Annotated in this window: 13 protein-coding genes; 5 read left to right on the top strand and 8 right to left on the bottom strand. The window is 63.2% G+C overall.

Going from position 1 to position 12,418, the window contains the following annotated elements:
* Window positions 1-109 precede the first annotated feature (109 nt).
* The 3 genes from ACMDCM_RS16580 (at window position 110) to ACMDCM_RS16570 (ending at window position 3,160) form a co-directional block, all read left to right on the top strand.
* Window positions 110-1,792 (top strand): long-chain fatty acid--CoA ligase, encoded by a 1,683-nt coding sequence (locus ACMDCM_RS16580; protein WP_412774574.1) that lies wholly within the window; start codon window positions 110-112, stop codon window positions 1,790-1,792.
* Between the two features lie 165 nt (window positions 1,793-1,957).
* Window positions 1,958-2,524, top strand: coding sequence for a DUF924 family protein (locus ACMDCM_RS16575; RefSeq protein WP_412774573.1), 567 nt, complete (start codon window positions 1,958-1,960; stop codon window positions 2,522-2,524).
* 150 nt (window positions 2,525-2,674) lie between these two features.
* Window positions 2,675-3,160: a peroxiredoxin gene (locus ACMDCM_RS16570; RefSeq protein ID WP_412774572.1), complete on the top strand. Its 486-nt coding sequence runs from the start codon at window positions 2,675-2,677 to the stop codon at window positions 3,158-3,160.
* Between the two features lie 166 nt (window positions 3,161-3,326).
* On the opposite strand, the gene rnhA is transcribed toward ACMDCM_RS16570, so the two are convergent.
* The 3 genes from rnhA to ispH are packed head-to-tail and all read right to left on the bottom strand — an operon-like array spanning window position 3,327 to window position 5,756.
* Window positions 3,327-3,782 carry a ribonuclease HI gene (gene rnhA / locus ACMDCM_RS16565; RefSeq protein ID WP_412774571.1) on the bottom strand — a complete coding sequence of 152 codons (456 nt, stop codon included), beginning with the start codon at window positions 3,780-3,782 and terminating at the stop codon, window positions 3,327-3,329.
* A complete protein-coding gene (locus ACMDCM_RS16560) occupies window positions 3,779-4,759 on the bottom strand; it encodes a homoserine kinase (RefSeq protein ID WP_412774570.1) in 981 nt (326 codons plus the stop codon). The genes rnhA and ACMDCM_RS16560 overlap by 4 nt, the downstream gene beginning before the upstream one ends.
* Window positions 4,760-4,793: 34 nt before the next feature.
* A complete protein-coding gene (gene ispH / locus ACMDCM_RS16555) occupies window positions 4,794-5,756 on the bottom strand; it encodes a 4-hydroxy-3-methylbut-2-enyl diphosphate reductase (protein WP_412774569.1) in 963 nt (320 codons plus the stop codon).
* Between the two features lie 250 nt (window positions 5,757-6,006).
* Between ispH and ACMDCM_RS16550 the strand changes: the two genes are divergently transcribed.
* Window positions 6,007-6,702, top strand: coding sequence for a DUF1013 domain-containing protein (locus ACMDCM_RS16550; protein WP_412774568.1), 696 nt, complete (start codon window positions 6,007-6,009; stop codon window positions 6,700-6,702).
* Between the two features lie 73 nt (window positions 6,703-6,775).
* The gene (locus tag ACMDCM_RS16545) at window positions 6,776-6,982 is read left to right on the top strand and encodes a type II toxin-antitoxin system HicB family antitoxin (RefSeq protein ID WP_412774567.1); all 207 of its coding nucleotides are present in this window, start codon (window positions 6,776-6,778) and stop codon (window positions 6,980-6,982) included.
* An 8-nt stretch (window positions 6,983-6,990) separates the two neighbouring features.
* Here ACMDCM_RS16545 and ACMDCM_RS16540 read toward each other — a convergent pair whose 3' ends face one another.
* The 5 genes from ACMDCM_RS16540 to ACMDCM_RS16520 form a co-directional block, all read right to left on the bottom strand.
* Complete coding sequence (locus ACMDCM_RS16540; protein WP_412774566.1) at window positions 6,991-7,251, bottom strand: hypothetical protein; 261 nt, start codon at window positions 7,249-7,251, stop codon at window positions 6,991-6,993.
* A gap of 77 nt (window positions 7,252-7,328) precedes the next feature.
* On the bottom strand, window positions 7,329-9,254 hold the full coding sequence (locus ACMDCM_RS16535; protein ID WP_412774565.1) for a propionyl-CoA synthetase: 1,926 nt from the start codon (window positions 9,252-9,254) through the stop codon (window positions 7,329-7,331).
* 158 nt (window positions 9,255-9,412) lie between these two features.
* Window positions 9,413-10,324, bottom strand: coding sequence for a CbbX protein (cbbX, locus tag ACMDCM_RS16530; protein WP_412774564.1), 912 nt, complete (start codon window positions 10,322-10,324; stop codon window positions 9,413-9,415).
* 149 nt (window positions 10,325-10,473) lie between these two features.
* Window positions 10,474-10,899, bottom strand: a complete 426-nt coding sequence (locus ACMDCM_RS16525) for a ribulose bisphosphate carboxylase small subunit (protein WP_412774563.1) — start codon at window positions 10,897-10,899, stop codon at window positions 10,474-10,476.
* Between the two features lie 11 nt (window positions 10,900-10,910).
* Window positions 10,911-12,380 (bottom strand): form I ribulose bisphosphate carboxylase large subunit, encoded by a 1,470-nt coding sequence (locus ACMDCM_RS16520; protein WP_412774562.1) that lies wholly within the window; start codon window positions 12,378-12,380, stop codon window positions 10,911-10,913.
* Between the last annotated feature and the right edge of the window lie 38 nt (window positions 12,381-12,418).

Here is a 12,418-nt window from a genome sequence, read left to right as displayed (position 1 = left end):
GGTGCTGATGCGTCGTTACCGCACAGCCGCTTGCCTTGGACAACCGCCTTGCTCAATACTCCCCGCATAGACCTGCCTTCGTTGCACGAGGGATGATCCGGGGAGTCACATGGAGCGCATCTGGCTCAAGCAATATCCCGCCGGCGTGCCCGCCGACATCGACGCGTCGCAGTACGCCTCGCTTGTCGAGTTGCTCGAGGAGAGCTTCGCCAAATACCGTGATCGCAAGGCTTTCATTTGCATGGACAAGGCGATCACCTATCGCGATCTCGACGAAAAGTCGCTCGCGCTCGGCGCCTGGCTGCAAGGCAGGGGACTGAAGAAAGGCGCGCGCGTCGCGCTGATGATGCCGAACGTGCTGCAACATCCGGTCTCGACGGTGGCCGTGCTGCGCGCCGGCTATGCCGTCGTCAACGTCAACCCGCTCTACACGCCGCACGAGCTTGAGCATCAGCTCAGGGATTGCGGCGCGGAGGCGATCATCGTGCTGGAGAACTTCGCCGCGACGGTGCAGCAGGTAGTCGGCAAAACCGGCCTCCGGCACGTCATCGTCGGCAGCATGGGCGACCTGCTCGGCATCAAGGGCGTGATCGTCAATTTCGTGGTCCGTCACGTCAAGAAAATGGTGCCACCCTCAGCGATCCCCGGCGCGGTCAGATTCAACGACGCGCTCGCCGCGGGGCGCCGCATGACGCTGGTCAGGCCGAAACTCGCGCCGGACGACGTCGCCTTCCTCCAATATACCGGCGGCACCACCGGCGTCTCGAAGGGCGCGACGCTGCTCCATCGCAACATCGTCGCCAACATGCTGCAGAATGACGCCTGGCTGCAGCCGGCGCTGAAGAAGCCGCCGGCGGTCGACCAGCTTTTCGTCGTCTGCGCGCTGCCGCTCTATCACATCTTCGCGCTGACGGCGTGCTTCATGCTGGCGATGCGCGCCGGCGGCGTCAATCTGCTGATTCCGAACCCGCGCGACATACCCGGCTTCACCAAGGAATTGATGAAGTATCAGATCAACTGCTTCCCGGCGGTGAACACGCTCTATAACGCTCTCCTCAACGCGCCTGGTTTCGACAAGGTCGACTTCTCCAAGCTCAAGACCTCGGTCGGCGGCGGCATGGCGGTCCAGAAGGCGGTCGCCGAAAAGTGGCTGAAGGTGACGGGTTGCCCGTTGCTGGAAGGCTATGGCCTGTCCGAAACCTCGCCGACGCTGACCTGCAATCCCTCCGACAGCGACAGATTTACCGGCTCGATCGGCCTTCCCATGCCCTCGACATACATCTCCATCCGCGACGATGCGGGCCGCGAGGTGCCGCTCGGCGAAGCGGGCGAGATTTGCGCCAGGGGTCCGCAGGTGATGCCGGGATACTGGAACAGGCCGGACGAGACCGCGCAGGTGATGACGGCGGACGGCTTCTTCCGCACCGGCGACATCGGCGTGATGTCACCGGATGGCTACACAAAAATCGTCGACCGCAAGAAGGACATGATCCTGGTCTCGGGCTTCAACGTCTATCCGAACGAGGTCGAGGAGGTGATTGCGAGCCATCCGGGCGTGCTGGAATGCGCCGTGATCGGCGTCAAGGACAGGAAATCGGGCGAGGCTGTGAAAGCCTTTGTGGTCAGGAAGGATCCGAACCTCGCGGCCGAGGACATCATCAAGTTCGCGCGCACGGAATTGACGAGCTACAAGGTGCCGCGACAAATCGAATTCCGCGACTCCCTGCCGAAAACCAATGTCGGAAAAATCCTCCGCCGCGCGCTGCGCGAGGAGAGCAAAACGGCGGCGTGATGCCACTCATGGTCGTCCCGGCCAGGTGCCGTTTCGCACGAGAGCCGGGACCCATATGGCGGGGACTCCGATTTCGGTTGATGACGTCGATCCTTTCCATCTCCATCGACGCCAAGCGTTGTAGATTCCCGCGCGCGCGAAGACGACGATGGAAACCGTTGTGTGATGAATTCCGATAATCCGCCCGCTTCCATCTCCTCTCCCGCCGACGTCCTTGCCTTCTGGCGTCATGCCGGCATGGCCAAATGGTACACCAAGGACGAGGCGTTCGACGCCGAGGTGCGCCGCCGCTTTTTGGAGCTTTGGGAGGCGGCGCGCGCCGGCGAACTCGCCGCGTGGGAGGCGACCGACGACGGCGCGCTGGCGCTCGTCATCGTGCTCGACCAGTTTCCGCGCAACATGTTCCGCGGCGACGCGAAAACATTTTCGACCGATGACCGGGCGCTGGCGGTAGCGGAGCGCGCTATCGCACGAGGAGCCGACGCGCGCATCGCGCCCGACCTCGTCGAATTCCTTTATATGCCGTTCATGCATTCCGAACGGCTTGCCGACCAGGACCGCTGCGTCGCGCTGTTTCGCAGCCGCGGCCGGCCGGAAAATCTCAAATTCGCGGAAGTGCATGCCGACATCGTTCGCCGGTTCGGCCGCTTTCCTCACCGCAATGCGTTGCTCGGCCGCACGACAAGCGCGGAGGAACAGGCCTTCCTCGACGCGGGCGGGTTCGCCCGATAGCTCCTTTGTTTTGTCGCGCGTTCCGCTTCGCCCAAAAACAAGCTAATGACGGAACGGTGAGCAGCCCCGATTGCCGTTTCGCATCTGCATCATATTGTGCCAATGCCCGCCGCGGTCCACATACATGCTACATTCCAGGGAGATACGACGATGACCATCAAAGTTGGCGACCGCCTGCCCGACGCGACGTTCCGCATCATGACCGAGGGCGGGGTTCAGACCAAAAGCACCGCCGATATCTTCAAGGGCAAAAAGGTTGCGTTGTTCGCGGTGCCGGGCGCCTATACCGGCACCTGCCACAAGCAGCATCTTCCGAGCATTTTCGCCAGCGCCCGCGCCATCAAGGACAAGGGCGTGGACGAGATCGCCATCACCTCCGTCAACGACGTGTTCGTCCTGAACGCCTGGAAGCGCGACACCGACCAGCGCAACGAGGCGGCGTTCCTTGCCGATGGCAACGCCGAGTTCGCCAGGGCGCTCGGCATGGAGTTCGATGGCACCGAGAAGGGGCTCGGCATCCGCTCCAAGCGCTACTCCATGCTGGTCGAGGACGGCGTGGTAAAAAAGCTCAATGTCGAGGACTCGCCCGGCAAGGTCGAGGTCTCCGGCGGCGACGCGCTATTGGGACAGTTGTAATTGCTCCGGTCATCGTCCGCGAAGGCGGACGATCCAGTATCTGCCAGCGCTCGATGGAGCCGGTATATCGGTGATTACTGGATGCCCCCGCCGGCGCGGGGCATGACTGTGCAGAGCAGGAGGGAGTCGCCTCAAGTCTTTCCCTCTCCTTGCGGGAGAGGGAAAATCACTTCAACCTCGCCATCTCCACGCCTTCGCGCGCGAGTTGATCGGCGCGCTCGTTCTCCTCGTGGCCGCGATGGCCCTTGATCCAGTGCCAGCGCACCTGATGCGGCTGCAGCGCCGCGTCGAGCCGCTGCCACAGGTCGGCGTTCTTCACCGGCTTCCGGTCGGCGGTGCGCCAGCCGTTGCGTTTCCAGTTGTGAATCCAGCCGGTGATGCCCTGCCGCACATATTGGCTGTCAGTTGTGAGATCGACCAGCGCCGGACGCTTCAGCGCCTCCAGCGCCGAGATCGCCGCTACTAATTCCATCCGGTTGTTGGTGGTGTGCGGCTCGCCGCCCTTCAATTCTTTTTCGATCTCGCCGAAACGCAGGATCGCGCCCCAGCCGCCAGGCCCCGGATTGCCGGAGCAGGCGCCGTCGGTGAAAATCGTGACATGCGGAAGCGCAGGCGAATTCAAGCCACCAGCCCCGACACCGCGAGGCCATAGTCGCGGATATTGACGACGCGTTGCTGGAAGCGCAGCTTGCGGACGTATTCGAGCGGGTCCTTCGGTTTTACCAGCGCACCCGCGGGCACGTTGAGGGCATCGACCAGCCGCGTCAGCAGAAACCGCAGCGCGGCACCGCGCGCCAGAAGCGGCAGTGCCTCCTGTTCGGCCTCGGACAGCGCACGTTCGCGATTGTAAGCGCCGAGCAGCGCGCGCGCCTTGGTAACGTTGAAGGAATGATCCGGCTCGAAACACCAGGCGTTGAGGCAGATCGCGACGTCATAGGCGAAAAAGTCATTGCACGCGAAATAAAAATCGATCAGCCCCGACAGCCTGTCGCCGAGAAATAAAACGTTGTCCGGAAACAGATCGGCGTGAATCACGCCCGACGGCAGATGTTTCGGCCAATGCTGTTCGAGATGATCGAGTTCGGCCTTGAGAAAATCGTGCAGACCATGCTGGACGGTATCGGCGCATGGCGCGGCCTGATCGAACAACGGCCGCCAACTGAAGACCGACAGCGCGTTGTCGCGTCTCATGCCGAAATCGCGGCCGGCGAGGTGAAGCTTCGCCAGTGCCTCGCCTGTCGCGGCGCAGTGTCTCACGGTCGGTTTGCGCGGCCATACCCCCTCGAGGAAGTCGATGATGGCGGCGGGACGTCCCGCAAGGCGGCCGAGGGTTTCGCCGTCGCGAGCCTTGACCGGTTGCGGACACACGATGCCGCGCGCCGCGAGGTGACCCATCAGGCCGAGAAAGAACGGCAGATCGGCCGCCGCGACGCGCTTTTCATACAACGTCAGGAAAAAGGGGCCGGAGGTGGTATGCAGCAGATAATTGGAATTCTCGACGCCTTCGGCGATGCCCTTGTAGGACAGCAATTCCCCGATATCGTAGGCTTTCAGGAAATCCGCGAGTTCGTCGGCGGCGACGTCGGTATAGACCGCCATCTCGTATCCCCATTCCGAAGACCGCAGGCCGCAATCAGGCCGCGTCGGGCCGCAGCGAGCGCGGCAGCGGGAAGAACTCGTTCTCTTCCGCCGCCGAGACCGTCTCCACATCGAGTTCGTATCGCGCCGCGAAGGCACCCATGATTTCCTCGACGATCACTTCCGGCGCCGAGGCGCCCGCGGTGATGCCCAGGCTCCTGATGCCTTCGAACATGCCCCAGTCGAGATCGCCGGCACGCTGCGCCAGCACCGACACCTTGCAGCCCTCCCGCTCGGCAACCTCGCGAAGCCGCTGCGAGTTCGAGGAATTCGGCGCGCCGACCACGATCAGCGCATCGACCACCGGCGCCACCTTCTTGACCGCGAGCTGGCGGTTGGTGGTGGCGTAGCAGATGTCTTCCTTGTGCGGCCCGTGGATATTGGGGAAGCGCTGTTTCAGCACCGCGACGATCTCGGCGGTGTCGTCGATGGACAGCGTCGTCTGGGTCACGAAGGCAAGATTATCGGCGTCCTTCGGCGCGAACCGTTCGGCGTCCTCGGCGGTCTCGATCAGCGTCACCGCACCCGCCGGCAGTTGCCCGACCGTGCCGACGACTTCCGGGTGATGTGAATGACCGATCAGCAGAATCTCGTGACCGCGCTTGAAATGGATCGCCGCCTCGCGGTGGACCTTGGTGACCAGCGGACAGGTGGCGTCCAGCGAGAAGAAATTGCGGCGCTGCGCGTCGGCCGGCACCGACTTCGGCACGCCATGGGCGGAGAACACCACCGGCGCCTTGGTGTCGTCGGGGATCTCCGCAAGTTCCTCGACGAAGATAGCGCCCTTGGCGCGAAGGCTGTCGACCACGTAACGGTTATGCACGATCTCGTGACGCACATAGACCGGCGCGCCGTACAGCGCCAGCGCGCGTTCAACGGTGTCGATCGCCCTGACCACTCCCGCGCAGAAACCGCGGGGCGAACAAAGCACGATTTTCAGCTTCGGTTTGGCTTCCATTAAGGCGATCCAGGGCCGAATCACCCCCACCCCGGCGGGGCGCGAACGGCCAATGCGAGAAACGACTTTGGACGGCTTTCGGGCGCTGTCAAGGCTGTTCCGTCAAGCCGATCCATCAAGCCATGGGGCCGTCGGCAGCAAACCATTGCGCACTCCACCCCCGCCGGCTTATATAGGCCAATTCCCGTCATCGTCGATGACCAAAAGGCTCTGCTCCTGAGGGGTGGGCGGAGCGCAAAGGAGATTTGCCATGAGCAATGCACCGCTGATGCCGAAGGCGACTGCCGTGTGGCTCGTCGACAATACCGCGCTGTCGTTTGACCAGGTCGCCGATTTCACCAAGATGCATCCCCTGGAGGTCCGCGCCATCGCCGACGGCGACGCCGCCCAGGGCATCAAGGGCATGGACCCGATCTCCACCGGACAGCTCACCCGCGACGAGATCGAGAAGGGCGAGAAGGACCCCGACTACCGCCTCAAGCTCAGCGAGAGCAAGGTGGTGCTGCCGCCCGCCGCCAAGAAGAAGGGTCCGCGTTATACCCCGGTGTCGCGCCGTCACGAACGGCCGAGCGCGATCCTCTGGCTGGTGCGCAACCACCCCGAATTGAAGGACGCGCAGATCATGCGCCTGGTCGGCACCACCAAGACCACGATCGCCGCGGTCCGCGACCGCACCCACTGGAACGCCTCGACGCTGACGCCGATGGACCCGGTGACGCTCGGCCTCTGCTCCCAGATCGAGCTCGACTTCGAGGTGCAGCGCGCGGCCAAGGAAAAGCCGACCGATCAGCAGTATGGCGGCGCCACCCTGCTGCCGGCGTCCGAGACCACGCGCAAGGACGCCGAATTCGAGCCGACCGAGAAGCAGCGCGAGGATCTCAACGTCGACGCCGTGTTCGCCAAGCTGAAGACCATCGGCGGCAAGAAGCGGGAGGACGAGGAATAAAGGTTGTTGCCTCGACCTCGAAAATCCCGGACCCGACGGTATGATAGCAGGCCGGTCTGAAGGAACGGCGCCGATGCGTTACGCGGTGGTGATCGAGAAGGCAGGAAACAACTTTTCGGCTTATGTGCCGGACTTGCCCGGCTGTGTTGCTACCGGGGCGAGCGTGGAAGCCGTCGAACGCGAAATCCGTGATGCCATTCGCTTTCATATCGCCGGTTTGAACGAGGACGGGCTGGCGATCCCGGCTCCAGCAAGTATCGCCAATTACGTCGAAGCTTGACGAATCCGCTACTGCCCGTTCAGCATCCGTTCGGCAAGATCGCGGTGGGTGCGCTCCATCCGATCCGACCGGGTGGCGGCGACGTCGCGATCCTTGCGGCAGGCGCTATAGGCCGCGGAACCCTGCGGCCCGCCATGCGCCTGGCAATAGGCATCGTCATCGCCCTGCGAGACGGCGCTTGGATTGTGCCGCTCGAGATTGGCGCAGCCGCCGAGCCACAGCGTGGCCACGGCGACAACCGCGAGGGGCATGAATGTCTTTAGGTGCATCGTCGTTCCCGGATTGTCGCAGCTTGTTCGGACTCAATTGCGGGAATTGTAAGTCCATCGCATATCCGACGCACCATTCACGTCCGCTTTTCCAGCGCGGCCTCGATCTCGTCGAGCGCCTTGGGATCCTCGATAGTGGCGGGCATCGTCCATTGATCGCCATCGGCGATCTTTTTGATGGTGCCGCGCAGGATCTTGCCTGAGCGCGTCTTCGGCAGCCTGTTCACGGTGACCGCAAGCCTGAAGGCCGCCACGGGCCCGAGCTTCTCGCGGACCAGCGCCACGACCTCCTTCTCGATCTCGCCGGGATCGCGGCTCACGCCGGCCTTCAGCACCAGAAGGCCGCACGGAACCTCGCCCTTGATCGCGTCCCTGACGCCGAGAACCGCGCATTCCGCGACATCGGGATGCGACGCGAGGATCTCCTCCATGCCGCCGGTGGACAACCGATGGCCGGCGACGTTGATGATGTCGTCGGTGCGGCCCATGACGAAGATGTAGCCGTCGCCGTCCTTGTAGCCGGCGTCCGAGGTCTTGTAGTAGCCGGGAAACTCGCTGAGGTAGGCTTCCCGGCAGCGCGCGTCCTGCTCCCACAGCGTCGGCAGGCAACCCGGAGGCAACGGCAGCTTGATGACGATGGAGCCCATCGTGTTCGGCGGCAGCGGTTTGGCCGCTTCATCCACGATATCGACCTGATAGCCCGGCATCGCCACTGTCGGCGAGCCGTGCTTCACCGGCAGCATGCCGAGGCCCACAGGATTGCCGGCGACGCACCAGCCGGTCTCCGTCTGCCACCAATGATCGATGACCGGCCGATTCAACTGCCTTTCCGCCCATTCCACCGTCGGCGGATCGGCGCGCTCACCGGCCAGAAACAGCGTGCGGAATTTTGACAGATCGTATTCGCGGATGAAGGCGCCGTCAGGGTCCTCCTTCTTGATGGCGCGAAAGGCGGTCGGCGCGGTGAAGAACGCCACCGCCCCGTGCTGGGAGATCACGCGCCAGAACGCGCCTGCGTCCGGCGTGCCGATCGGCTTGCCCTCGTACATAACCGTTGTCGCGCCGTGGATCAGCGGCCCGTAGACGATGTAGCTGTGGCCGACCACCCAGCCGATGTCGGAGCCGCACCACCAGACCTCGCCCGGCTCGACGCCGTAGAGGTTGAACATCGACCATTTCAGCGCGACCAGATGGCCGCCATTGTCGCGCACCACGCCTTTCGGCACCCCGGTGGTGCCGGAGGTGTAGAGAATGTACAGCGGATCGGTGGCGAGCACCGGCACGCAAGCCGCGGACTTCCCGGCCGCCATCGCGGCTTCGCGCAGCGCCGCCCAGTCGTGATCGCGGGGCGCGATCAGGTCGCAGCGCTGCCGCGGCCGTTGCAGGATGATGCAGGCCGGCACCTTGTGCGCGGCAAGGTTGATCGCCTCGTCGAGCAGCGGCTTGTAGTGCACGATGCGGCCCGGCTCCAGGCCGCAGCTCGCCGAAAACACCAGCTTCGGCTTGGCGTCGTCGATCCGGGTCGCAAGTTCCCTGGCTGCGAAGCCGCCGAACACCACCGAATGCACCGCGCCGATCCGCGCGCAGGCCAGCATCGCAACCACGGCCTCCGGCACCATCGGCATATAGAGAACGACACGGTCGCCCTTGGCGACTCCGAAATCCTGCAACACGGCGGCGAGCGTCGCCACTTCCTTGAGCAGTTGCGCGTAGGTGAAAGCGGTGATGACGCTCGGCCCGCCCGGATTGGCCAGCGGCGAATCATGGATCAGCGCGACCTGCTCGGCGCGGGCTCCAGCAACGTGGCGGTCCAGCGCGTTATAGCAGGTATTGACGACGGCGCCGGCAAACCAGCGGCCATAAAGCCCCATCGACGGATCGAAGATCTTTTTCGCCGGCTCGATCCAGTCGATGTCGCGTGCGACGTCGGCCCAGAAACCCTCGGGATCGCCGAGCGAGCGGGCGTAAACTTCGCGATAGCGGCTTTTCTCCTGAATGTTCATGGCACCTCTCCCGTTCATTCATTGTCACGGGACGCGGTGCCCATTTCAAGGGCGACGGGCCTTGTTCTTACGGAACATCCCTTCTTCGAGGGAAGCCCGCTCCGGCGACCGGTGGTCGCCCAAGCCGCCTCGGCCTAAAGCCGGGGCGGCATCGCCATTTACTTCCGCTTCTCTTTCAGACGCTCGACGTTATCGGCCGCCGGCTCCGCAAACACGCGGCTGGCAAGAACGTCGGATGCCACCACCGACTGGACATCCTCGACCGACAGAATGGCGTTCTCGTCCGCGACCAGGCGATTGGCCTGGCGCAAGCGAATACGATCGAGCGCATTGCGGATCGAACGCGCATTGGAGAACAGGGGCTGAGCCTTGCGCAAGGCGATGTAGCGAACAAACGCATCGCGGGCGTCGGAGGTGAACTTATAGTTCATGTTGCGCAGCATGACTTCCGCGATCGCGAGCAGTTCCTCGTCGGAGTAGTCGGGGAAGTCGATGTGATGCGCAATGCGCGAGCGGAAGCCGGGATTGCTGGAGAAGAACTTCTCCATGCGGTCGGCGTAGCCTGCGAGAATCACCACCAGATCCTCGCGCTGCGATTCCATGACCTGAAGCAGAATCTCGATGGCTTCCTGGCCGTAGTCGCGTTCGTTGTCGGGCCGGTGGAGGTAATAGGCTTCGTCGATGAACAGCACGCCACCCATCGCCTTTTTCAGTATTTCCTTGGTCTTCGGAGCGGTGTGGCCGATATACTGTCCGACCAGTTCGTCGCGCGTGACCGACACGACGTGGCCGCGGCGCACGTAACCCAGCCGATGGAGGATATCGGCCATCCGCAAGGCAACGGTGGTTTTGCCGGTGCCGGGATTTCCGGTAAACGACATGTGCAACGTCGGGTTCTCCGACGTCAGCTCCAGTTTCTTCCGGATCCGCTCGACAAGCAGCAGCGACGCGATCTCCTGGATACGCGTCTTGACGGGCTTGAGACCTATCAGATCCTGATCGAGCTGCTTGAGGATCTCGCCGATTCCAACGGCCTCGAGTTCCTCGCGAAGGTTGATTTTTTCTTGCATCAACGCCGTCCTGCTAACTCGATCTGGAGCTTTTTTCGAAAACTGCTCCGTGAGAAAAGCTCCGTCGTCATCAAGACGACGGAGCAGTACATCCGGAGCCGGGCGATCGGGAGGACGAACCGCCCTGGCTTGAACCGGATGGAATCATGTCACGAGGAGTAACGCTGACCCTCGGGACGTGCGGCCACCGCATACGACGTCGTGGTGTAGCGGATGTTGCGGTCGTCGGATTCCTGGCGCTCGAGCCGGAATCCCGGCTCGTCCTTCGGCCTGTTGACGATGAACGACAGCTTCACCGACTCCCAGCCGTGGCTGGAATCGAACGCGGAGATCCGGATGTAGCGGTCGCCATAGACCTTCCGGCACTCGTTCAGCTCCATCAGCACGCCTGCCGCATCCGGCAGATCGAACATCGGGAGATTCCACATGTCCCAGTAGGTGTTGCGGGGATGCGGGTCGTCGGTGAACTCGATGTTCACCGCCCACTTCTGGCTGAGGCAGTACTGGATCTGCCTGGAGATCTGATCGTCGGTCAGATCGGGCAGAAACGAAAAGCAACCTTGGGTAATACGCATGATATCCTCCATTACGCCGCGGGAACGGCGGTCGGCACATAATCGGGAGCGTCGGTCGAGGCGTAGTTGAAGGAGACGTCCTTCCACACCTCGAGCGCCTGCTTCAGCGGCGTGCAGCTTGCGGCCGCCTTGGCCAGAATGTCCGGCCCTTCGTGGACGTAATCGCGGCCCTCGTTACGGGCGAGGATCATCGCTTCCAGCGCCACGCGGTTCGCCGTCGCACCGGCCTGGATGCCCATCGGGTGACCGATGGTGCCGCCGCCGAACTGCAACACCACATCCTCACCGAGGTGCTGGATGAGCTGGTGCATCTGACCGGCATGGATGCCACCGGAAGCGACCGGCATCATCTTGTTGAGGCTCGCCCAGTTCTGGTCGAAGAAGATGCCATGCTCGAGCTGCATCGGATTGTACTCTTCGCGGCAGACGTCATAGAAGCCGCGCGTGGTCAGCGGGTCGCCTTCGAGCTTGCCGACCACGGTTCCGGCGTGGATATGATCGACGCCGGCGAGCCGCATCCACTTGGCGATGACGCGGAACGACACGCCGTGGCTGCGCTGCCGGGTATAAGTCGAATGGCCGGCGCGATGCAGATGCAGGATCATGTCGTTCTTGCGCGCCCAGTTCGACATCGACTGGATCGCCGTGTAGCCGATCACCAGGTCGATCATGACAACCACCGAGCCGAGTTGTTTCGCGAACTCGGCGCGCTCGTACATGTCCTCCATCGTCGCCGCGGTGACGTTGAGGTAGCTGCCCTTGATCTCGCCGGTCGCAGCCTGGGCGCGGTTGACCGCCTCCATGCAGTAGAGGAAACGTTCCCGCCAGTGCATGAAGGGCTGCGAGTTGATGTTCTCGTCGTCCTTGGTGAAGTCGAGACCACCCTTCAGCGCCTCATAGACAACGCGGCCGTAGTTGCGGCCGGACAGGCCGAGCTTCGGCTTGACGGTGGCGCCGAGCAGCGGACGGCCGAACTTGTCGAGACGCTCGCGCTCGACGACGATGCCCGTCGGCGGGCCCTTGAAGGTCTTCACATAGGCGGTCGGCAATCTCATGTCCTCGAGACGCAAGGCCTTGAGCGGCTTGAAGCCGAACACGTTGCCGATCACAGAGGCGGTGAGATTGGAGATCGAGCCGGGCTCGAACAGGTCGAGATCGTAAGCGATATAGGCGAAGTACTGGCCTTCCGCCCCCGGGACCGGATCGACCCGGTAGCACTTGGCGCGATACTTCTCCGCCGCCGTCAGACGGTCGGTCCACACCACGGTCCAGGTGGCGGTCGAGGACTCGCCGGCCACCGCCGCCGAGGCCTCGACCGGATCGACGCCGTCCTGTGGCGTCACCCGGAACAGACAGATGACGTCGGTGTCCTTCGGCGTATAGTCGGGCTCCCAATAGCCCATCTTCTTGTAGGCCATGACGCCGGATTTGTAGCGATCCTTGCCGCGGACGGTCAGCGATTTCTCGTTTTGGGCATTCATATCGTGCTCCTTCTCTCTTCTCTCTGTTGATCCGCGGA

The sequence above is a fragment of the Nitrobacter sp. genome (genome assembly GCF_047149785.1).
Lineage (GTDB): Bacteria > Pseudomonadota > Alphaproteobacteria > Rhizobiales > Xanthobacteraceae > Nitrobacter.
The sequence above is the reverse complement of the archived record's forward strand: the minus strand, read 5'-3'. Positions and strand labels throughout refer to the sequence as shown.